This window comes from Pseudomonas sp. GL_091 (assembly GCF_057837725.1).
The window spans coordinates 4046434-4068550 of record NZ_CM174451.1; the positions used below are offsets into that span (position 1 = coordinate 4046434).

Genomic DNA, 22117 nt, shown 5'->3' on the forward strand with positions numbered 1-22117 from the left:
CTCCCTCACCATCATTTTTTCTCCATTGGCCCTTCTGCAATTGGTCCCCTCGCCTTCCAGAATATTGGCTGTTTAACCTCTACTGCTTGCGCACTACTGTGGTTTGCAACAACCAACCACCGCAGGTAAAGAACCATGAACATGTTGCGCTTCTGTGCTGCCCCCCTCGCTGCCCTGACCCTGATTGCGTCCGCATCGGCCTTTGCCCATGCCCCATCGGAAAAGGTCACCGTCTTGCAGGACGAAATGCTGAAGAACGTCCCTGGCCGAAAAGCGCTGATGATCGAAGTCGATTACCAACCCGGCCAGTCGTCCATCGCCCACAAACACGAGGGCACCACCATGGCCTATGTCATTTCCGGAGAAATCACCTCCCAGGTGAAGGGCCAGCCAGCGAAAACCTACAAGCCCGGAGAGTTCTGGTATGAGCCGGCGGGTTCGGAACACATGGTGTCGAAAAACGCCAGCGCAACCACGCCAGCCAAGTTGCTGGTATTCATGGTTTTGGCCCCGGACGAGAAAGTGTTGATCCCATTGGAACACTGATGGCTGAACGTACAGCTATAAATAAAAAGGCTCGAATCGCGGATTCGGGCCTTTTTATTTCCTCACGCAATTAACCGAAGACTTTTAAACCAAACAAAACTATTGGTCGCCTGACAAGTGCGGACATTGGCTATTTAAATAAATCATCCAGGGTTTAGTCTTGACTCACCGCCGGTATAACACCGGCAACTTTAACTTTCGACTAAAGTTGTTTCACTGGAGAAACACCATGAAACTTGCGCTTGCCAGTACGTTGACCATGGCTGTTGTTTTAACCGGCTGCTCGATTCCCACTGCGCCGACGGCGGTCTCTTCGCTGAACGGTATCTTCACCGAACCGGTAGGCCGTAGCGGTGCCACCAGCATTACCAACGGCAGCCATGTCTCGCTGGGCATTGTCTACAGCCAGAATACCCAGGCCAACCGCGCCTATCTTCACGACTACCAGGCCAACGCCGGCACCGGTTTCGGCCAGAGCCTGCTGGTGCAGCCGATTCATGACGCCTATGTAGCCACCTCCAGGCCGGACATGGCCGTGGATTGGGTCAAGGCCTCCCTGCAGCGGCAATTCGGCTCGGTCACGGTATACCCGGACATGCAGAGCCTCAGGGCGGCGAAACCGGATTTGATGGCGGTAATCGACACCCGCAGCCAACTGATGACCTCGCGCAGTTCAGACATCCAGGCAGATGTCAGTGCGGATTTTTACGACAAGAACTTTAACTACATCGGTACTGCACAAGGGCATGACGCCAAAGCACTTAGTCCGGTTTGGGCCGACTATAAACGCAGTGAAGAGATAGTTGCGGACATTAATGAACAACAAAATGTACAAGTCAGGGCGCTGCAAAAGTTTGACCAGTCGCTCAGTAATTTATTGACCAGCCCGACAAGTAACGTGTCGATGCTTGATAAAGAATCAGGCCAAAAACTTTATTGAAACTGAAGGCCCTATCGCGAGCAGTCACCACAGAAACTCAAAAAGGCCCCGTGCTCACGGTAATGCTGTTCACTTAAACGTGTCTTCACTCAGAGAGAAACCCGTGGCGAGGGAGCTAGCGCTTGTGCTCTGAAACCTGGGCCGATCACTCAGAACGCGAACTGTATTTTCTGCGCATGAAGTAACAATGAACGCAAAAAAAAACCCCGCATCTCTCGATGCGGGGCTTTTTCATTCAGCGCCTGATCAGGCAGCCGGTTCCAGCTCGGCGGCGACAGCGGCAGGCACTACCGCTTGACCGCTCAACGCCAGGTCCAGCAGTTCGCGGTTGGCCACCGCGTACATGGCGTAGTCGGTGCCGCTGGCGGCACGAATTTCCACCAGCATGACGCGCCAGCGTTCGATCATGCTCTCGTGCTGTGCCATCCACAGGGAGAGCCGTGTTTCCACGTCCTGGGTGCCGTCGCCCTGTTGCAGGACCGAGATGGTGATCGCGCGTTGCTGCCAGTCGACGTCATCACGGAACGCTTCACGGGCCAGGGCCTGCCAGTTGTTTTCAACCGGCAGAGCGCTGATCTGTTGGATGTACCAGGTGATGTCCAGCGCGCTGCCCACGGCGAAGTAAGCCTTAGCCACGTCCGCAGGGTCCTGGCCGGTCACGTCGGAGGCCTCGATGATCGGCAGCAGGGTGTACAGGTGCGAGGTGCCAGCCACCATGCGCGCCAGCAGCTCCGGAACACCGGCTGCGACGTATGCCTGGTAACGGGCCTGCCAGTTTTCGTGGATCTCGCCACTGAGCAGCTCGTCGAGCTTGAGGCCCAACTCCTTCAGGTGCGGACCGAAGTGGGCGACGTCACGGGCAGCATTCTGCTCATTGCGGCGGGCACGCAGGAACCAGCGCGTAGCGCGACGGCCCAGGCGCATCAGCTCGTCCATCAGTTCCAGTTGCACGTCGGCGGAGACCTGGTAGTCCAGGTTCTCGATCTGACGGAACCAGTGCGGGAGGTGGAAAATGTCGCGCACGATCACGTAGGCGCCGGCCACGTTCGCCGGGCTCATGCCGGTCGACTCTTTGAGTCGTTGAACGAAAGTGATGCCCATGTGGTTGACCAGATCGTTGGCGATCTGGGTGCTGACGATTTCGCGCTTCAGACGGTGACGACGCATGGCCGCGGAGAACTTGCTCACCAGCGTTGGCGGGAAAGCGGTTTCCATGTCGCGGGTCAGGTAGTCGTCGTCCGGCACCAGGGAGCCCAGCAGCTGCTCCTTGAGGTCGATCTTGCTGTACGAAATCAGCACCGACAGCTCGGCACGGGTCAGGCCATGGCCAGCCGCGATGCGCTCGTTGATTGCATCTTCGGCCGGCAGGAACTCGATGGCGCGATCCAGCTTGCCACGGCCTTCCAGGTCGTTCATCAGGCGCTTGTATTCGGCAATCCGCGGCAAGGCGCGACGAGCTGCCAGGGACAGGGCCTGAGTCTGCTTGTAGTTGTTGCCCAGCACCAGACCACCGACTTCGTCGGTCATGCTCGCCAGCAACTGGTTACGTTGCTTGTCGGTCATGTCGCCGGCCTGAACCACTTCGTTCAGCAGGATCTTGATGTTCACTTCGTGGTCGGAGCAGTCCACACCACCGGCGTTGTCGATGAAGTCGGTGTTGGAACCGCCGCCATTGAGGCCGAATTCGACGCGACCCAGTTGGGTCATGCCCAGGTTACCGCCCTCGCCCACGACTTTGCAGCGCAGTTCGTTGCCGTTCACGCGCAGTGCATCGTTGGCCTTGTCGCCGACATCGGCGTGGGTTTCGCTGCTGGCCTTGACGTAAGTACCGATACCGCCGTTCCACAGCAGATCCACCGGTGCCTTGAGCAAGGCGTTCAGCAGTTCGGTCGGGGTCAGCTTGTCGGCCTTGATGTCGAAGCGTTCCTGCATTTGCGGGGAAATCGCAATGCTCTTCGCGCTACGGGAGAAGATCCCGCCACCTTCGGACATGAGGCTAGTGTCGTAGTCTGACCAGGCCGAACGAGGCAAGTCGAACAGGCGCTGACGCTCGGCAAAGCTCGATGCCGGCTCAGGGTTCGGGTCGATGAAGATGTGCAGGTGGTTGAACGCTGCGACCAGTTGCAGCTTGTCGGACATCAGCAAGCCGTTACCGAACACGTCACCGGCCATGTCGCCGACACCGACCACGGTGATGCTGTCTTCCTGGACATTGATGCCGCGCTCGCGGAAGTGGCGCTGTACGCCGACCCACGCGCCCTTGGCGGTGATGCCCATTTTCTTGTGGTCGTAACCGGCCGAACCGCCGGACGCAAACGCGTCGCCCAGCCAGAAGCCGTAGTCGATGGCGATGCCGTTGGCGATGTCGGAGAAGGTCGCAGTGCCCTTGTCCGCCGCCACTACCAGGTACGGGTCATCCTGGTCATGACGCACGACGTTGGCCGGTGGCACCAGGGCGCCGTCTTTCAGGTTGTCGGTGATGTCCAACAGGCCCGAAATGAAGATGCGGTAGCAGGCGATGCCCTCGGCCGCGATCTCGTCACGGCTGCCGCCCAGTGGCAGGCGACGCGGCAGGAAGCCGCCCTTCGCACCCACCGGCACGATCACCGAGTTCTTCACTTGCTGGGCTTTTACCAGGCCCAGGACTTCGGTACGGAAGTCTTCTTCACGGTCGGACCAGCGCAGGCCACCACGAGCCACGTTGCCGAAGCGCAGGTGCACGCCTTCGACGCGCGGCGAGTAAACGAAGATTTCGAACTTCGGTACCGGCTTCGGCAGCTCGGGAATCAAGTGCGGGTTGAACTTGAAGCTGAAGTACGACTTGTTATTGCCGTTGGCATCGGTCTGGTAGAAGTTGGTGCGCAGGGTGGCCTTGATCAGGTCCAGGTAGCGACGCAGGATGCGGTCTTCGTTCAGTACCTGGACGTCGTCCAGGGCGCTGTGAATCGCGTGTTCCAGGCGTTGCTGCTTGTCGTCCAGATCGTCGCCGGTCAGCTTGCGCGCCAGGTAGAAACGGGTCTTGAACAACCGGGTCAGCTCGCGAGCGATGTCGGTGTGATTGTTCAGGGTGCTGGCGATGTAGCCCAGGTCGAAGCCCAGACGGATCTGCTTCATGTAACGGGCGTAGGCACGCAACAGTGCAACGTCGCGCCATGGCAGGCCGGCGGTCAGTACCAGACGGTTGAACGCGTCGTTCTCGGCTTCGCCACGCACGATGTGGACAAAGGCGTCCTGCAGCGTGTCGTTGAGTTGCTGGATGTCGAGTTCCAGGCCTTCGGCGGCGGTGAACGCGAAATCGTGAATCCAGAATTCGCGGCCACTGTTGTGGCGCAGGCGATACGGGAACTCACCCAGCACGCGCAGGCCGAGGTTTTCCAGGATCGGCAGGACGTCGGACAGCGCCAGCGGGGTATCGGCGTGGTACAGCTTGCAGTGCAGCATGCGCTGGCCGGAAACCTGGCCCAGCGGCTGGTAGAAGCTCATCACCAGCGGATTTTTTTCGTTGAGGCTCAGCAGGTGCTGCATGTCGACCACAGCCGAGTGGGCTGCGAAACGCTCGCGGTAACCGGCCGGGAAGCCTTTCGGGAAGTCAGCCAGCACGTTGGTGCCGTGGGCTTCACCGAAGCTTTCAATGGTCAGGGCGGCGTAGTCGTCCTGCCAGCTGCGGCAGGCCTGCACCACTTCTTTTTCAAGCAGCAGCGGGTCGATGTCGAGGCGGTTTTTCGGATCGACGCGCAGGATCAGCTGCACGCGGGCCAGCACGGACTCGGAGAAGAAGGTCCAGAACTCGCAATCGGTCGCTTTCAGGCGATCCATCAGCACTTGCTGGATCTTCTGGCGCACTTCGGTGGAATAGATGTCACGCGGTACGTAGGCCAGGCAGTAGCAGAAACGGCCGTACGGGTCTTTGCGCAGGAACACGCGAATCTTGTTGCGTTCCTGGATCTGCACGATCGACATCACGGTGCTGAACAGCTCGTCCACCGGGGTCTGGAACAGGTCGTCGCGCGGCAGCACTTCGAGCACCTGCGCCAGTTCCTTGCCCAGGTGAGCCTTGGCCTGGAAGCCGGAACGGTGTTCGATTTCCTCGACCTTGCGGCGGATGTACGGGATCACCCGCACGCTCTCGCCATACACCGATGAGGTGTACAGGCCCATGAAACGACATTCCTTGATGACCTTGCCGTTGGCGTCAACTTCACGGATCGACACGAAATCCGGATAAGCCGGACGGTGTACACGGCTTGGGTGCGAAGCCTTGGCGAACGACAGCAGGGTCGGTTCGCGCAGGTAGTTCACGGCGTAGTCTTCGATGCGCAGGTCATCGTAGGTCAGGCCGGCACGCAGCAGTTTGGTCAGGCCGAGGAAGGAGTCCTTGTCGTAGACGATATGGCCGCCATCGGCTTCATCGCTGACCACGAACTCTTCGTAGCCGAGGAAGGTGAAGTGGTTGCCCACCAGCCATTCCAGGAAGCTCTTGATTTCGTTCTTCTCGTCGCCATCGACGGCGAACTGGCTGTTGTCCAGCATGGTCAGGATGTCCTGGACCTTGGCCTTCATCGGCTCAAAATCGCCGACGGCCACGCGGACTTCACCGAGTACCTGCTCCAGCTCTTTGCTCAGCACATTGAGCTCGGCGGTGTTGGCGCAGCGGTCGATCTCCAGGTACATCAGCGACTCTTGCTGAATGTCGTCGCCCTGGGTGCCTTTGGGCAGGATTTCCAGCAACTCGCCCTTGCTGCCACGACGCACGCTCAGCACGGTGGTTTGCAGGGTATGGATGCTGTAGCCGCGGCGGTTCAGCTCGGTACGCACCGAGTCCACCAGGAATGGCAGGTCGTGGTGCAGCACTTCGACCGCGGTGTGGGTCGACTGCCAGCCGTGGCGTTCGTAATCGGGGTTGTAGACGCGCACTTGCGGCTGCGCGTGATCGAAGCGCTCAAGCAGGCGCCACGCAGAAAGGGTGCAGCCAGCAAGGTCGGACAACCGACGCTGGGTCAGCTCGTCAAGGGAAATGATGCCGAAGAATTGTTCAGCGAACAGCGCCACTTGTGGCAGTGCCTGTTCACTGATGTGCTGCGCCAGTGCCGCTTGCAGTTGGTGCTGGAAGTCGGCTTTGCTGGCTGCGGTGAAGAACGCCATCTGTGGTACTCCGCTTGGGCTTGTTATTGATGGAAGCGTCGCGTGCAAAACCCCTGTTCGGGGCTACCCGTCACCCTGTTCCTGATTCTCGGGCAGAGGAAACAGGGTGACAGGTGGGTGAAGCTGGACGAGACACTCAGGTCACATTCACCTTCCGTGAATGGGCATCTGCAAAAACGACTGGACTGCGTGCAGCGCAATGTCTTTACGGGTGCTCATCCGTTGCGCAGCTTAACCAGTGCGGCAAGGCCCGTGCTTGCGGTGCTGCGACATATTCGGTCATCGGTACGCAGCTCAAGGCATGCGCATCGAACAACACTAGCATTCGCACAGGAAAATGACGGTTTTCCGTCCGGTTTTACGGGACATGCGTACCAGAAATGACCAGTAACACTCTGGCCGTCCACGACCCGGTCATCGACACTCGGACGAGCAGAAATGTGCGCGGGCTGGCAGAATCGCCCTTTGTTGCGTTTACCACGCCCGTCGAGCCAGGAATTTCCCATGAAAATGAAAACCGCCCTCTTGATCGTCAACCCTTGCGACGACGAAGAAGACAACATGGCCATGCTCTGCTGCCACAGCGACCAGGGCGACATGTTCCTGATGAGCCGCTACCCGGATGAAGACGAGCTGGAAATCACTCTGGACGGCGAGCCTTCGACCCTTGAGGGCGTGAAAGTCACGCTCAGCCCTTCCCTGCTGAAGATCGAAATTGCTGCTGCCGATGCCGATGCGCTGAATGGGGATGATGTGCTGGAGATCACCTTTGATGCCGACATGACGGATCTGGACGAATTGGTAGAGACCTTGCAGAACATTCTTAAAGACACTGGCACCTTTATCAGCCAGATTTGAGGTGATTGATCTGCCCTCATCGCGAGCAGGCTCACTCCTACAATAGATCGTCGTACACCGTCAATGTAGGAGTGAGCCTGCTCGCGATGGGGCCGGCACAGCCACCCAATCACTCCCCTGCTACAAAAATCCAGCAATTGCCCCAATCATTTCCCGCATTTTGCGCAAAATGCCGTTAGTCGCCGCCCCCCGCGATGGATTAAAGTAACGCCCCCAGCCCTGGCGTACTTCGAACGTCCTCGGCCACCCTTTTGCAGGAACAGTCATCGATGGAACATCGTGAAGCGCTATTAGCGCTGCGAACCTTTCTTTCAACGCAGATTCTCGGCCAGGAAAAACTCATCGAGCGCTTGCTCATCGCCCTGCTTGCCGACGGCCACATGCTGGTCGAAGGCGCCCCTGGCCTGGCCAAGACCAAGGCCATCAAAGAACTCGCCGAAGGCATCGAAGCCCAGTTCCACCGCATCCAGTTCACCCCTGACCTGTTGCCGGCCGACATTACCGGTACGGAAATCTACCGCCCGGAAACCGGCAGTTTCGTGTTCCAGCAAGGCCCGATCTTCCACAACCTGGTACTGGCGGACGAAATCAACCGCGCACCGGCCAAGGTTCAGTCGGCCTTGCTCGAAGCCATGGGCGAGCGACAAGTCAGCGTCGGGCGCAGCACCTATGAGCTGTCGCCGCTGTTCCTGGTGATGGCCACGCAAAACCCCATCGAGCAGGAAGGTACCTATCCGCTGCCAGAAGCCCAACTTGACCGGTTCCTGATGCACGTGAAAATCGGCTTTCCCGATGCCACTGTTGAGCGCCGGATTCTGCAGCAAGCCCGTGGAGAAGCCCTGAACGGCGAAGCGAAGCCTGAACGTCTGGTTACTCAACAGACGATTTTTGTCGCACGCAAGGAAATCCTCGGTTTGTACATGGCCGACGCTGTGGAGGAGTACCTGGTGCAGCTGGTCATGGCCACCCGCACCCCGGCCAAGTTCGATCCGGAGATGGCCGAGTGGATCGCCTACGGCGCCAGCCCGCGCGGTTCGATTGCCCTGGACCGCTGCGCCCGCGCTCACGCCTGGCTGGCCGGACGTGATTTCGTCAGCCCGGAAGATATCCAGGCCGTGCTGTTCGACGTGCTGCGCCATCGCATCATTCTGTCCTTTGAAGCCGAAGCCGCTGGCATCGATCAGGACCGAGTGGTCCAGCGGATTCTCGACGTCGTAGCCGTCGCTTGACCCCGATGAACGCCAGCCTGCCGCCCGAGCCGGGCATCCGTGTCAGCCTCGCCGACCTGATCGAGATGCGCCATCGCGTGCGCGAAGTGCAGCTGTTTTCCACGCCGAGCCAGCGCAGCCCGCTGATCGGCCTGCACCATTCCAAATTGCGCGGGCGTGGCGTCGACTTCGATCAGGTGCGGGTCTATCAGGCCGGTGACGATGTGCGCACCATTGACTGGCGCGTGACTGCGCGCACCCAGGAGCCCCACACCAAGCTGTTCCACGAAGAACGAGAGCGACCGATTTTCATCATGGTCGAACAAAGCCGCCGGCTCTTTTTCGGCTCGGGCCTGATGTTCAAGTCGGTGCTCGCCGCCCAGGCCGCGAGCCTGATCGGTTGGGCCGCGCTGGGCCATAACGACCGGGTTGGCGGGCTGGTGTATGGCGACAATGTGCATTACGAAATCAAGCCCCGGCGCAGCAAGCAAAGCCTGCTGCAGTTGCTCAACCGGCTGGTGCGGGTCAACCAGTCGCTAACCACCGAAGGCGAGCCGGACCGCGATGCCTTTGGCATTGCCTTGCGCCGAGCGCGGGAGGTGTCACGTCCGGGCAGTCTGGTGATCGTGATTTGCGATGAACGCGCGCTATCAGAAAGCGCCGAGCAACAGCTGAGCCTGTTATCGCGTCATTGCGACCTGCTGCTGCTGCCGGTGTCCGATCCGCTGGATCATGCCCTGCCCGCCGCTGGCCTTTTACGTTTCGCCGAGCGTGGCGCGCAACTGGAACTCGACACGCTGAATTTCGACCTGCGCCAGACTTACCGGGCCCAGGCCGAAGCACGCATCGCGCACTGGGAGCTGCTCGCGCAGAAACTACGGGTGCTTATGATGCCTTTGAGCACTCAGAGCGAGATGGTCGAGCAATTGCGCGAATACCTGAACCCACAGAAACCGGGGAAGGGTCGATGAGCAGCCTTGATCAACTGCAACCACTGATCTCCCCGCCACCGGTGGAATTCTGGCCTCCGGCACCGGGTTGGTGGTTGCTGCTTCTGTTGGTGCCACTGCTCGGTTTGGGCCTGTGGCAGCTGCGTCGCTTTATTCCGGACAAGCGCCCCGTGGTACGTGCTGAACAGCCGCTTGACCCGGTGCGCCTGGCCGCCCTGGCGGAGCTGGCCTTGATGCCCAAACCCTACGACGGTGCGCCAGCCGGTGCCTGGCTGCAGCAACTCAACGGCTTGCTCAAGCGCCTGTGCCGCAACCACTATCCCTACAGTCAGAGCCACACCCTCAACGGGCGCAAGTGGCTGGCGTTCCTCGACAATCGCTGCCCGGCAGCCGGGCTGACCCGCTGGATGGTGCTTGTGGAAGGCGCCTACAAACCCGAATGCAAACTCGACGACAAGGCCATCGCCGGCCTGACCCAGGCCGTCGACACATGGATTCGCAAGCATGTTTGAGTTCGCCTGGCCGTGGATTTTTGCCCTGTTGCCGCTGCCGTGGCTGATGCGCATCGTATTGCCGGTGGCCGACAGTGGCGAACCGGCGCTCAAGGTCAGCTTCCTCAGCGACCTGGAAGGCCTCGCCGGGCGTCGCGCCCGGGCCAACCTGCCGGCATGGCGCCAGCAGGCACCGTTCATACTGCTATGGCTGTTGCTGCTGGTCGCGGCGGCGCGCCCGCAGTGGCTCGGCGAACCCTTGCCGATTGCCGCCAGCGGCCGCGATCTGCTGGTGGCAGTGGACGTTTCCGGCTCCATGGACTTCCCTGACATGCAGTGGCAGGACGAAGATGTGAGCCGACTGGCGTTGGTCCAGCATCTGCTCGGAGACTTTCTCGAAAGCCGCGAAGGTGACCGGGTCGGCCTGATCCTGTTCGGTAGCCAGGCCTACCTGCAAGCACCGCTGACTTTCGACCGGCACACCGTGCGCGTCTGGCTCGACGAAGCGCGCATCGGCATTGCCGGCAAAAACACCGCCATCGGCGATGCTATCGGCCTGGCCCTCAAGCGCCTGCGCTCGCGTCCGGCAACAAGCCGCGTGCTGATACTGGTCACCGACGGCGCCAACAATGGCGGTGAAATCGACCCGCTCACTGCGGCGCGGCTGGCGGCCAAGGAAGGCGTGAAAATCTACCCGATCGGCATCGGTGCCGATCCGGAGCAAAGCGGCACGGTCGGCTTTCTCGGTGTCAATCCGAGCCTGGACCTTGACGAGCCTTCCCTCAAGGCAATCGCCGAGGCCACGGGTGGCCAGTACTTCCGTGCTCGCGACGGCAAGGAACTGCAGGCAATCAAGAAAACCCTCGATCAACTGGAGCCCGTGGCCCAGCAGCCAACCCAGGCTCGCCCGGCTCAAGCCTTGTATCACTGGCCGCTGGCCCTGGCGCTGTGGTTGAGCATGCTGCTGGTGGCCCCCGTACTCTGGCCGGACAACCCGTTGCAACGCCTGTTTACCAAGGATCTGTACTTGCAAACGCAATTGCTGCCCGACTGGCGCCAGCGTCTTAAACGCCTGCGCCTGCGGAGACGCCGATGAGTGCGCTGTGGCCCTACTGGTTCCGCCCCTGGTGGCTGCTGTTGCTGCCGGTGCTTGGCTGGTTGCTCTGGCAACTCTGGCACCGCAAGAAGCGCGCTGGGCGCTGGCAAATGATTCTGCCACCGGCCTTCCACACGGCACTGCTCAGCGGTGGCAGTGGACGTGACAGTAAATTGCCCTGGATCGCCCTCGGTCTCGCGTGGCTGTTGACCGTACTCGCCCTGCTGGGTCCGAGCTGGCAGCGTGTAGAACAGACCAGTCAAAAGCCCGCCGACCCGCTGGTGGTGATTCTCGAGCTGACCCCGGAAATGCTCGCCACCGACGTCATGCCCAACCGACTCGAACAGGCACGACGCAAGGTGCTTGACCTGCTGCAGATCCGCAGCGACGCGCAAACCGCCATCGTCGTCTACGCCGGCAGTGCCCACACGCTGGTACCGCTGTCAGATGATCTTTCCACCAGCCGCAACCTGTTGGATGCACTGAAACCGTCATTGATGCCAGAGGCCGGTCATCGCGCCGATCTGGCGGTACTCAAGGCCCTGGCGCTGCTCGAACAGGCTGCTTTGGGCGACGGCCGGATTCTGCTGATTGGTTCGTCCCTGACCGAACCAGAGCGGCTGGGCATCCGTCGCGCGCTGAACGGCAAATCGACTCAATTCCTGATGCTCGGCATCGGCACCGCCGAAGGCTCGCCGATCACCCAGGAAGACGGCAGCTTCCTCAAGGATGAACAAGGCGCCATTCTCGTGCCGCGCCTCGACGAGCCTGGCTTGAAAAGTTTTGCCAACGACCTGGATGGGCGCTATCGCCAGGCGCGCCTGGACGATAGCGACCTGCACGCCCTTGGCCTGCTCGACGGTCCACGCAACTTGCGCAATGACGGTCAGACCTTGCGCCTGGACACCTGGGCCGATCAGGGGTACTGGTTGCTGCTGCCACTGTTGCTGCTCGCGGCCTGCGCGGGACGTCGCGGTTGGCTGCTGTGCCTGCCGCTGCTATTGGCGCTGCCTCAACCGAGCTACGCCTTCGACCTCGCGGACCTGTGGCTGCGACCTGATCAACAAGGCGTGCATTTACTCAAACAGAAGCGTCCGGCAGAGGCTTCCCGACGCTTCGAAGACCATCAGTGGCAAGGCGTGGCGCTCTATGAGGCCGGCGACTACGCAGGCGCCGCCGAGCGGTTTGCTGAAGGCGACAATGCCCATGCCCACTACAATCGGGGCAATGCCCTGGCCAAAAGCGGTGAGCTGGAGGCAGCCCTGGACGCTTACGAGCAGGCACTGGAGCGTCAACCGGATTTGCGTCCGGCACTGACCAACAAGGCGCTGGTCGAACGCCTGCTCAAGGAGAAAAACACTCCCCCTCCTGAGCCAGACGCAGCCAGCAACGCCCGGCCCGAAGCCGAATCCCAGGAGCCACCGCCCGGTGCCGCCGCCCAGCCCTCGAGCAGCGGCGAACCGAAAACCGAGGGGCAACCGACCCGCCCGGGAGAGGAACAATCACCCACCACACCGCCGAAACCGGGGGCCAACGAAGTACCGGGCAGCGAACTGGGTGACGAACAACACACCACACCACCCTTGCGCCCGGCCACCGACAGCATCGAAGGTGAACAGCGCCAGGCACTGGAGCAGTGGCTGCGACAGATCCCCGATGACCCCGGTGAACTGCTCAGGCGCAAATTCTGGTACGAACAGCAACAACATCAGGATCAGGAAGAAACTCGATGACCCGCTTCACCATTTTATTGCTCGCGCTGCTGCATGGCCTGGTGTTCTGCACGGTTCAGGCACAGGCAGCAGAACTGGTCGCCAGTGTTGATCGCAGTCGCCTGAGCTCGGGCGAGACGGTCGAGCTGACCCTGGAATCCACTGATGTCACTCAGTTCGGCAAACCTGACCTGGCGGCGCTGGAGCCGTTGTTCGAAGTGCGCGGCACACGCCAGGTCAACCAGTTGAACACCCTGAGCGGTGAAAACCAGGCCACCACCCGCTGGATCGTCACCCTCCTGCCCCGGCAAAACGGCAGCGTGGTGATTCCGTCACTGCAACTGGGCGAACTGCAGAGCCAGCCGATTACCCTGCAAGTGGTCGAGAGCGATACACCGGACAACCCGGACAAGCGGGCCCCGGTGTTCATTGATGCCAGCCTCGATCAAACCAGCGTCTACGTTCAGGCTCAGGCGATCCTGACCCTGCGCATCTACCATTCGGTGTCGCTGTACGACGACAGCAGCCTGCCGCCGTTGCAGATACCTGACGCACGCATCGAACAACTGGGCGAATCACGCACCTACGAAAAAGACATCGATGGCCAGCGCCATGGCGTGATCGAAATGCGTTATGCGATCTACCCGCAACACAGTGGCGAACTGATCATTCCAGCGCAGGTCTTCAACGCCGCGCTGGTCGACGCACAACCGGTACAGGACACCACCCAGGGGCCCAAAGCCGGCAAGCTGATGCGCGTCACCTCGACCGAACTGCTGTTGACGGTCAAGGCCAAACCCATCACCTATCCGGCCGATGCCCCCTGGCTGCCTGCGCGCAGCCTGACCCTGAGCGAAAGCTGGAACCCGGAACCGGATCATGCCCAGGTCGGCGATTCACTGACCCGCAGCCTGACGGTGAAGGCCGAAGGCTTGTCCAGCACCCAACTGCCACCGCTACCCGGCACCGATGTCGGCGGCCTGCGCCGCTACCCGGATCAACCGGTGCTCGGCAACCAGAACAGCGAGCGCGGCCTGGTCGGCAGTCGTGAAGACCGCGAGGCCCTGGTGCCGACGCGGACCGGCACCATCGAGTTGCCCACCGTCGACGTGGTCTGGTGGAACACCTTCGAGGACCATCTGGAACACAGCAGCCTGCCTGCCCGCACGCTGCACGTGGCGGCTAATCCGAGCCTGGTGGTCGACACCCCGTCCGGCGCCTCACCGATCGATGCCAGCGCCGACAGCGAAGCACTCTGGCGCTGGAAGCTCAGCACCTTGATTCTGGCCTGCACCACCCTGCTCGGCTTCGGCCTGTGGTGGCGTGGCCGCTGGCAACCGGCGGTGGCGCGTGCCGCTCAAACCGGCCCGAGCCCGCGCACCGTACTCGACGACCTCAAGCGCGCCTGCCAGGCCAACGACTCCCACGCCACCCGCCAGGCCCTCGACGCCTGGGCCCGCCAACAGCCGGAAACCCTGGCCGACATGGCCGCCCGCTTCGTGCCACTGTCCAACGCCCTCGACGGCCTGAACGGCGCGCTGTACAGCGAAACCGGCCAGTACTGGCAGGGTGACGAGTTGTGGCGGGCGATCAAGGCGATCCCGATTGCCGAACGGGTGCAGGACCCGGTCGGTGACAGTGGGCTGCCGCCGCTTTATCCGAAGTGATTGTTTTTAGCTTTTGAGATGAAACTCAGCATCTAGATGGATAGCGTGTAAAAAAGCGCAATCGTGAGAAACCACGATCAATGCCCCTTGGTATTGATTTAGCATGTGCTCCAGCGCGATTCTACTGGGCAGATCCAAATGGTTATCCGGTTCGTCCAGCAACAGCAATTGCGGTGGCCGCCGTGCATACAACTGCGCAGCGAGCGCTATTTTCAGACGTTCGCCGCCACTCAACTGGCAAGTCTTGAGCATCGCACGGTCAGCATCAATCCCCATCTGCGCCAAGCGGGTTCGCGCCTCGGCTTCGGGCAACTCTGGATTGCTCTCGTAGAGCCATTGCACCGCCGTGCGTTCGGGGTACTGCAATCCGGCGTGTTGATCCAGCCAGCCGACATGGCAACTGCGGATGAGTTCGCCTTCGCGCACCGGCAGTTGGCCGGCGATCACTCGCAACAGAGTCGACTTGCCGCTGCCATTGGCGCCCAGGATTGCCATGCGCATAGGCCCCGTCAACGTCAGATTGATCGGTGCCGCGTAACCGAACGGGAGAATGACGTCGTTGAGCTGCACAATCAGCTTGCCATTGGGTACTACGCTTTCCGGAGACAACATCATGCGTTGAATGTCCGGCGCGCACCGCACACGGGCCTCAGCGATCCGTTGTTGCTGCTGTTCCCGGGCCACTTGTTGATTGAGGCGCAATCTTCCCTGACTGTTTTCGCTGCGCTCTTTCTGGGCATTGGTGATGAGTTTGGTCTGGCTACCCTCTCGAGCCTGACGGTCACCGCGGGCATTACGCCGTTGCTGACGCTCCATTTGTACGATCATCTCGCGTTGCTCACGTTTGGCCTGCGACCGCTCACCTTGTAATGCCGACTGGAACGCCTGCTGCTCCTGCTCGCGCGCCGCGGCATATTGACTGTAGTTGCCGCCATAAGCCGCCAGCCCCAGGGGTGAAAGCTCGACAATTTCGCTCACGTGCTCCAGAAGGCCCCGGTCGTGGCTGATCAACACCAGACCGTTGGGCCAGCGCTCGATCTGCTGCGCAAGCTTGTGTTGCTGATCAATATCCAGGTGGTTGCTGGGCTCATCGAGAATCAGCCAGTCGGCCCTGGATAGCCACGCCCCCAACAGCGCCACCCGTTGCCGTTCGCCACCACTGAGTGCGTCGGTGCGCGCGTCGGCACTCAAGTGACCGAGGCCGATCTGCTGCAGTTCCGCCTCAAGGCGTGTGGCGCAATCCCATTGGTCGACCGCCAGCGCATGGTCGTCATCATCGACGCTGCCTTGGGCAATGCGCGCAAGCGCCGCCAGAATATGGTCGACACCGGCCAGCGCGGCGACGCTGGGATAACGTTCGGGCTCGAGGAGTTGGGGCACGGCGTAAACCCGCCCTTCGCGACGGACAATGCCGCTGGTGGGCAGTTGCTCGCCCGAGAGGAGTCGGCCGAGCAAGGATTTGCCACAGCCATTGGCGCCCACGATGCCCGTGGCCCAGGTACTGAAGGTGTGGTTCAAGTGATCGAACTGAACGCGCCCGTCGGGCAGGTTGAACGACACTTGATCAAGCTGAAGTAACCGTTGCGTCATGACACTTCCTTGAATAATCGACCCGATGGGCAGTGCACCACTCCCTGATGATGCGCAACAGCACCCGGCGGATGGGCGATGACCGTAAACACGGCGCCAGCCCACATTTGAAAATGACCTTCGAACAGCATGCCGGCCCTGATCGACGCAGAGAGGTCTTGTGTCACCCTCAACAGCAAACCTCCCGAGGGCCAATGTATCTTGACCAGGCGCGCACCTCTACCAACAACAAGATCGAAAGATCGCAGCCTGCGGCAGTTCCTACATTGGATATGCGCATACCCTGTAGGAGATGTCGCAGGCTGTTTTTTTTGCCTTCTGCATTCCCGACCTTTTGCCAGTAAACTCTCCCCCCTTTCGCCGCCTTCATTTTTCCCGCGGCCATTACCTATTTTGTAGCGGAGTCCGCCTTGCGCTTGTTTCACACCTCCGACTGGCACCTCGGGCAGAACCTGCACGGCCAGGATCGCGATTTCGAGCACGGCTGTTTTCTCGACTGGCTGTTGCGCCAGTTGAAACTGGATCAACCGGATGTACTGTTGATCGCCGGCGATATCTTCGACACGGTCAACCCGCCGGTCAAAGCCCAGGAACGCCTTTACGACTTCATCGTCAGCGCCCACGAACAGCAGCCGTTGCTGACCATCGTGATGATCGCCGGCAACCACGACTCCGGCTCGCGGATCGAATTGCCCGCACCGTTGATGCGCCGCTTGCGCACCCATGCGCTGGGCCGCGTGCTGTGGCTGGATGACGGGCAACTAGACGCCGAGCGCCTGTTGCTGCCCTTGCCGGATGCCAGTGGCGAAGTCGCCGGCTGGTGCCTGGCGCTGCCATTCCTGCGCCCGGCGGAAGTCACCGGCGCGCATTTGGGTGACAACTACCTGCGCGGGATCGGTCAGGTGCACGAGTGGCTGATCGAAGCGGCCAACGCCAAGCGCCAGCCGGGCCAGGCACTGATCGCCATCAGTCACGCGCACATGGCCGGCGGCTCGGTGTCGGAAGACTCTGAGCGCAGCCTGATCATCGGCAACGCCGAAGCCCTGCCCGCCAACCTGTTCGGGCCGAGCATCAGCTACGTCGCTCTCGGCCACTTGCACAAGCCGCAGAAGGTCAACGACGAGGAGCGCATTCGCTACAGCGGCTCGCCGATTCCGCTGTCGTTCTCCGAGATCAGCTATCAGCACCAGATTCTCGACATCAAGCTCGACGGCGAAACCCTGGTCAGCGTCGAACCGAAACTGATCCCCCGCGCGGTCAACCTGCAACGCATCGGCCCTGCGCCATTGAGCGAGATCCTGCTGCAACTGGCGGACCTGCCGAACATCGACCTGTTGGCCGACATCCAGCGCCAGCCATGGCTGGAGGTGCGGGTGCGCCTCGATGAACCGCAGCCCGACCTGCGCAATCAAGTAGAAACCGCCCTGCAAGGCAAGGCCGTGCGCCTGGTGCGCATCGCCGCCGAGTACGCCGGCAACGGCGGCCGTGACGGTGCCGACGAAGGCAGCACACTGATCGAACTGGACCAGCTCACGCCTCAGGAACTGTTCAGCCGGGCCTGGCAGGACAACTACGGCAGCGAGGTCGACGAGCAGACCCTCAAGGACTTTGCCGAGCTGTTGCAGGACGTGCAGATGGAGAGCGAACAACCATGAAAATCCTCGCGATCCGCCTGAAAAACCTCGCCTCGCTGGCCGGGCCGTTTGAAATCGACTTCACCGCCGAACCCCTGGCCAGTGCCGGACTGTTCGCCATCACCGGCCCCACTGGCGCCGGTAAAAGTACCCTGCTCGATGCCCTGTGTCTGGCGCTGTTTGGCGCCGTACCGCGCCTGAACAACACCGGCCGCGACGCCAAGGTGCCGGACGCCGACGGCGAAATCGCTACCGGCGACCCGCGTACCCTGCTGCGTCGCGGCACGGGTGAAGGCTATGCGGAAGTGGATTTCGTCGGTGTTGACGGCCGTCGATACCGCGCCCGCTGGGAAGCCAATCGCGCCCGGGACAAGGCCGCCGGCAAGCTGCAGGCCAGCCGCCAGAGCTTGCGTGACATCGATCAGGATCAATTGCTCGCCAGCCAGAAAGGCGAATACAAGACTCAGCTCGAAGCCGCACTGGGCCTGAATTTCGAACAGTTCACCCGCGCGGTGATGTTGGCGCAAAGCGAGTTCAGCGCGTTCCTCAAGGCCGACGACAACGATCGCAGCGAACTGCTGGAAAAACTCACCGACACAGCGCTCTACACTCGCCTCGGTCGTCGGGCCTTCGACAAGACCAAGGAGGCCCGCGAGGCGCACAAGCTGCTGCAGGATCAGGCCAACGGGGTTACGCCGCTGTCGCCGGAATCCCGCGCGGAACTGGATGAGCGCTTCAACGAAGCGCAGCAACAACTCAAGACCCGACAGGTGCAGCTCAAACAACTTGAACTGCAGGACACCTGGCTCAAGGACCTGCGTCGCTTGCAGGACGAGCATCTGGCCGCCAGCGAACAACTGCAATCGGCGCAGACCCACTGGGAAGCCCTGACCAGTGAGCGCTTGAGGTTCACCCGCCTCGAACAGCTGGCCCCGCAACGGCACCAGTTCGCCCGTAAAGCCGAGGTCGATGCGCTGCTGACACCCTTGGCGGCGCAAATTGCCTTGCAGACACAGCAGCACGGCGAACTCGGCGAGCGCCAGACGCAGCTTGAGCAACAGCTTAGCGCCGTCCGGATCGCCTTGAGCGAAACCCAACAGCGACAAGCCGACAGCACGCCGTTGCTGCGTCAGGCCTTCGAAGCGCAAAGCACCCTCGCCCGCCTGGCCAAGGATGCCGCCCTCAGCGCCGAAGTCAGGCAACAAGCGCAACAGGCCTGCACTCAGGGCCAGGGCACGATTCAGACCTTGCTCGATCAGCAAGCCCGTGGCACCGGGGACTTGCAGCGCATCGCCACCGGGCTGGAGCAAAGCACGCATCTGGCTCCGTTGAGCGATGCCTGGAATGCCTACCGTGATCGCCTGCAACAGTTGATGCTGATCGGCAATCGACTGAATCAGGGTCAGGCCGAACTGGTCAGCCTCGAACAAAACGCCGCGAGTACCGACCTGGCACTCACCGCGCACAAGCAGCAACTGGAGGTGCTGTTCAAGGAGGCCGGCGCCGAACCGGACGCTGTCGCCGAGCAGATCGGCATTCTGGGCAGCCTGTTGCAGGACAACCGCAAGCAACTGCGCGCCGTCGAAGACCTTGCGCGCCTGTGGGCCAGCCAGCACGACCTGGACAAGCGCGGCGCCGAGCTGCAACAGCGCCAGCTCACCGCGCAGCAGGAACGTGAGCGCCTGACCCAGGACGGAGTCAAGGCCAAGGCTGATCTGAGCGTTGCCGAACAGACCCTCAACGTCACTCGCGAACTGCTGGAGCGCCAGCGTCTGGCGCGCAGTGCCAGTGTCGAAGAGCTGCGCGCGCAATTGCAGGACGATCAGCCATGCCCGGTCTGCGGCAGCAACGAGCATCCCTATCATCAGCCGGAAGCCCTGCTGCAGAGCCTCGGGCGTTTTGATGAAAGCGAGCAGGCCAACGCGCAAAAGGCCGTCGACCTGCTCAAGGAGAAACTCACCGACTTGCGCGCCGAAGTCGGCGGGCTGATCGCCCAGCAAAAGGAACTGCTGCAACAGCAGGAGCAACTGGCGACCCAGCAGCAGGCCCTCGCCCCAAGTCTGGAAGCGCATCCGCTGGCGACCCAACTGCTGAATCAGGATGCCGCCAAACGCGACGCCTGGCTCATCCAGCAAAACAGTCAGCTCAACCAGAGCATCAGCCAGGACGAGCAACGGCAGAGCGCGCTGCTGACCCTGCAACAGGATGCCGCACGCCTGACCCAGCAACTGCGCCATGCCGAAACCGCGCACCAGCAAGCGGCCCAGCACCTGAGCAATCAACAGCGCGAACTGGGCAACGACCGCCAGCGCCTGGACGAAGAACTCAGCGCATTCGCCAACCTGCTGCCGGCCGAAACCCTGCAAGCGCTGCGCGTCGAACCGGCCGCGACCTTCATGCAGCTCGACCGGCAGATCGCCGAGCGCCTGGCGCAACTCGAACAACAAAAGGAAGAACTGGCCGAGCAGCAACAGCGCCAGCAAAACCTGGAGAAGGAACAGGACCGCCAGCTCAGCCGCGTGCAGCAATTGCAGGCCGCCGAACAGCAGTTCACTGGGCTGACCGAGCAGCAACAGGCGAGCCAGCACACACGCGGGCAATTACTCGGCGAACACAGCAGCGCCGAGCACTGGCAGCAGCAACTGGAACAGGCCGTGGAACAGGCACGCAGTGCCGAAACCAGCACCGCGCAGACGCTGCAAAGCGTCGTCACGCAGTCAGTACAACTCGCCGCCGAGCTCAAGGCCCAGCAGGAGCGCTTACACGCGCTGGAAGGCGAAGAACGTGAGCTCGCCGGCAAGATCGGCGACTGGCGTGCCCGCCATCCCGAACTGGATGACGGCGGCCTCGAAGACTTGCTGCGCGTCGACGACACCCAGGTCAGCGAACTGCGCCAGCGCTTGCAGCACAGCGAAAAAGCCATCGAACAGACCAGCGTGCTGGTTCAGGAGCGCAACAAACACCTGCTCAATCATCAGGCTCAACAGAACGGTAACCTCGATGTCGAGCAATTGGCCAGTGCGCTGATCGACCTGCAAAACCTCGCCGCCACCAGCGAGCAACACTGCGCCGAACTGCGCGCCGAGCAGGCCGAGGACCAGCGCCGGCAGAACGCCAATCAGGCCCTGGCGCAGCAGATTGCCGACGCCTACAACGAGTATCAACGCTGGGCGCGCCTGAATGCGTTGATCGGCTCCGCCACCGGCGACACTTTCCGCAAGATCGCCCAGGCCTACAACCTCGACCTGTTGGTGCACCACGCCAACGTGCAATTGCGCCAACTGGTGCGCCGCTATCGCCTCAAGCGCGGCGGCAGCATGCTCGGCTTGCTGGTGATGGACACTGAAATGGGCGACGAACTGCGCTCGGTGCATTCGCTGTCCGGTGGCGAGACCTTCCTGGTCTCGCTGGCGCTGGCCCTCGGCCTGGCATCGATGGCGTCGAGTACATTGAAAATCGAGTCGCTGTTCATCGACGAAGGCTTCGGCAGCCTCGATCCCGAATCCCTGCAACTGGCCATGGACGCCCTCGACGGCTTGCAGGCCCAGGGCCGCAAGGTCGCGGTGATTTCCCACGTACAGGAAATGCATGAACGGATTCCGGTGCAGATTCAGGTCCAGCGCCAGGGCAACGGCCTGAGCACCCTGGAGGTGAAATGAACACCCTGTATTCCTTCCGCCGCTGCCCGTACGCCATGCGCGCACGCATGGCCCTGCGTTACTCGGGCGTGGCCGTGGACATTGTCGAAGTCAGCCTGAAGGCCAAGCCCGCCGAGATGCTCGCGCTGTCGGGCAAAGGCACGGTGCCGGTGCTGAGCGCCGATGGCCGGGTGATCGACGAAAGCCTCGACATCATGCGCTGGGCACTGGCACAGAACGATCCGCAAGACTGGTTGCTCAAGGATGATCCTGTGGCAGCGGCGCAAATCGCTCCGTTGATCGAACAGAACGATCAGGTGTTCAAGGTGCACTTGAATCGCTACAAGTACGCCGAGCGTTATCTCGAGCAGCCGATGGAGGTTTATCGCGGCGAAGGCGAGGTGTTTTTGCAAAGGCTGGATGGGTTGCTGGAGGGACGCCACTACTTGCTGGCCAATCATCCAAGCCTGGCGGATGTGGCGTTGATACCCTTCGTGCGCCAGTTCGCCCACGTCGACCGCGACTGGTTCGCGCAGACGCCGTATCGGCGCTTGCGGGACTGGTTGCAGCGGTTTCTGGAGTCGGATTTGTTTACCGGTGTGATGCGCAAGTAAGAACACCGACACAAAAGAACCTGTTGCCAGC

14 protein-coding genes are annotated in these 22117 nt (G+C 61.5%); 12 read left to right on the forward strand and 2 right to left on the reverse strand.

Annotated features, from left to right (window positions below; genetic code table 11):
- Window positions 1–135 precede the first annotated feature (135 nt).
- Both AC3ITY_RS18390 and AC3ITY_RS18395 read left to right on the forward strand, forming a co-directional pair.
- A complete protein-coding gene (locus AC3ITY_RS18390; RefSeq protein WP_489304274.1) occupies window positions 136–546 on the forward strand; it encodes a cupin domain-containing protein in 411 nt (136 codons plus the stop codon).
- Window positions 547–775: 229 nt separating this feature from the next.
- Window positions 776–1486: an ATPase gene (locus tag AC3ITY_RS18395; RefSeq protein ID WP_489304275.1), complete on the forward strand. Its 711-nt coding sequence runs from the start codon at window positions 776–778 to the stop codon at window positions 1484–1486.
- Window positions 1487–1732: 246 nt separating this feature from the next.
- On the opposite strand, the gene AC3ITY_RS18400 is transcribed toward AC3ITY_RS18395, so the two are convergent.
- Window positions 1733–6628 carry an NAD-glutamate dehydrogenase gene (locus tag AC3ITY_RS18400; protein ID WP_489304276.1) on the reverse strand — a complete coding sequence of 1632 codons (4896 nt, stop codon included), beginning with the start codon at window positions 6626–6628 and terminating at the stop codon, window positions 1733–1735.
- Window positions 6629–7132: 504 nt separating this feature from the next.
- Between AC3ITY_RS18400 and AC3ITY_RS18405 the strand changes: the two genes are divergently transcribed.
- The 7 genes from AC3ITY_RS18405 (at window position 7133) to AC3ITY_RS18435 (ending at window position 14610) form a co-directional block, all read left to right on the forward strand.
- On the forward strand, window positions 7133–7486 hold the full coding sequence (locus AC3ITY_RS18405; protein WP_489304277.1) for a hypothetical protein: 354 nt from the start codon (window positions 7133–7135) through the stop codon (window positions 7484–7486).
- 269 nt (window positions 7487–7755) lie between these two features.
- Window positions 7756–8715 (forward strand): AAA family ATPase, encoded by a 960-nt coding sequence (locus AC3ITY_RS18410; protein WP_489304278.1) that lies wholly within the window; start codon window positions 7756–7758, stop codon window positions 8713–8715.
- Between the two features lie 5 nt (window positions 8716–8720).
- A complete protein-coding gene (locus tag AC3ITY_RS18415; protein WP_489304279.1) occupies window positions 8721–9665 on the forward strand; it encodes a DUF58 domain-containing protein in 945 nt (314 codons plus the stop codon).
- Entirely contained in the window at window positions 9662–10156 is a 495-nt protein-coding gene (locus AC3ITY_RS18420; RefSeq protein WP_489304280.1) for a DUF4381 domain-containing protein, read from the forward strand. The genes AC3ITY_RS18415 and AC3ITY_RS18420 overlap by 4 nt, the downstream gene beginning before the upstream one ends.
- Window positions 10149–11231, forward strand: coding sequence for a vWA domain-containing protein (locus AC3ITY_RS18425; protein ID WP_489304281.1), 1083 nt, complete (start codon window positions 10149–10151; stop codon window positions 11229–11231). Before AC3ITY_RS18420 ends, AC3ITY_RS18425 begins: the two co-directional genes overlap by 8 nt.
- Window positions 11228–12964, forward strand: a complete 1737-nt coding sequence (locus AC3ITY_RS18430) for a VWA domain-containing protein (protein WP_489304282.1) — start codon at window positions 11228–11230, stop codon at window positions 12962–12964. The genes AC3ITY_RS18425 and AC3ITY_RS18430 overlap by 4 nt, the downstream gene beginning before the upstream one ends.
- Entirely contained in the window at window positions 12961–14610 is a 1650-nt protein-coding gene (locus AC3ITY_RS18435; RefSeq protein ID WP_489304283.1) for a BatD family protein, read from the forward strand. The genes AC3ITY_RS18430 and AC3ITY_RS18435 overlap by 4 nt, the downstream gene beginning before the upstream one ends.
- A 6-nt stretch (window positions 14611–14616) precedes the next feature.
- On the opposite strand, the gene AC3ITY_RS18440 is transcribed toward AC3ITY_RS18435, so the two are convergent.
- A complete protein-coding gene (locus AC3ITY_RS18440) occupies window positions 14617–16200 on the reverse strand; it encodes an ATP-binding cassette domain-containing protein (RefSeq protein ID WP_489304284.1) in 1584 nt (527 codons plus the stop codon).
- A gap of 410 nt (window positions 16201–16610) precedes the next feature.
- On the opposite strand from AC3ITY_RS18440, the gene AC3ITY_RS18445 reads away from it, so the two are divergent.
- Genes AC3ITY_RS18445 through AC3ITY_RS18455 form a run of 3 tightly spaced genes read left to right on the forward strand, consistent with a single transcriptional unit; the run spans window position 16611 to window position 22086 of the window.
- Window positions 16611–17855, forward strand: coding sequence for an exonuclease SbcCD subunit D C-terminal domain-containing protein (locus AC3ITY_RS18445; RefSeq protein WP_489304285.1), 1245 nt, complete (start codon window positions 16611–16613; stop codon window positions 17853–17855).
- Window positions 17852–21493: an AAA family ATPase gene (locus tag AC3ITY_RS18450; RefSeq protein ID WP_489304286.1), complete on the forward strand. Its 3642-nt coding sequence runs from the start codon at window positions 17852–17854 to the stop codon at window positions 21491–21493. Before AC3ITY_RS18445 ends, AC3ITY_RS18450 begins: the two co-directional genes overlap by 4 nt.
- Complete coding sequence (locus AC3ITY_RS18455; protein WP_489304287.1) at window positions 21490–22086, forward strand: glutathione S-transferase; 597 nt, start codon at window positions 21490–21492, stop codon at window positions 22084–22086. Before AC3ITY_RS18450 ends, AC3ITY_RS18455 begins: the two co-directional genes overlap by 4 nt.
- The last annotated feature ends 31 nt before the right edge of the window (window positions 22087–22117 follow it).

Bases quoted from the DNA above. Each gene is read 5' to 3' on its own strand.
- AC3ITY_RS18390 (WP_489304274.1), top strand. From the start codon at position 136: ATGAACATGTTGCGCTTCTGTGCTGCCCCCCTCGCTGCCCTGACCCTG.
- AC3ITY_RS18395 (WP_489304275.1), top strand. From the start codon at position 776: ATGAAACTTGCGCTTGCCAGTACGTTGACCATGGCTGTTGTTTTAACC.
- AC3ITY_RS18400 (WP_489304276.1), bottom strand. From the start codon at position 6,628: ATGGCGTTCTTCACCGCAGCCAGCAAAGCCGACTTCCAGCACCAACTG.
- AC3ITY_RS18405 (WP_489304277.1), top strand. From the start codon at position 7,133: ATGAAAATGAAAACCGCCCTCTTGATCGTCAACCCTTGCGACGACGAA.
- AC3ITY_RS18410 (WP_489304278.1), top strand. From the start codon at position 7,756: ATGGAACATCGTGAAGCGCTATTAGCGCTGCGAACCTTTCTTTCAACG.
- AC3ITY_RS18415 (WP_489304279.1), top strand. From the start codon at position 8,721: ATGAACGCCAGCCTGCCGCCCGAGCCGGGCATCCGTGTCAGCCTCGCC.
- AC3ITY_RS18420 (WP_489304280.1), top strand. From the start codon at position 9,662: ATGAGCAGCCTTGATCAACTGCAACCACTGATCTCCCCGCCACCGGTG.
- AC3ITY_RS18425 (WP_489304281.1), top strand. From the start codon at position 10,149: ATGTTTGAGTTCGCCTGGCCGTGGATTTTTGCCCTGTTGCCGCTGCCG.
- AC3ITY_RS18430 (WP_489304282.1), top strand. From the start codon at position 11,228: ATGAGTGCGCTGTGGCCCTACTGGTTCCGCCCCTGGTGGCTGCTGTTG.
- AC3ITY_RS18435 (WP_489304283.1), top strand. From the start codon at position 12,961: ATGACCCGCTTCACCATTTTATTGCTCGCGCTGCTGCATGGCCTGGTG.
- AC3ITY_RS18440 (WP_489304284.1), bottom strand. From the start codon at position 16,200: ATGACGCAACGGTTACTTCAGCTTGATCAAGTGTCGTTCAACCTGCCC.
- AC3ITY_RS18450 (WP_489304286.1), top strand. From the start codon at position 17,852: ATGAAAATCCTCGCGATCCGCCTGAAAAACCTCGCCTCGCTGGCCGGG.
- AC3ITY_RS18455 (WP_489304287.1), top strand. From the start codon at position 21,490: ATGAACACCCTGTATTCCTTCCGCCGCTGCCCGTACGCCATGCGCGCA.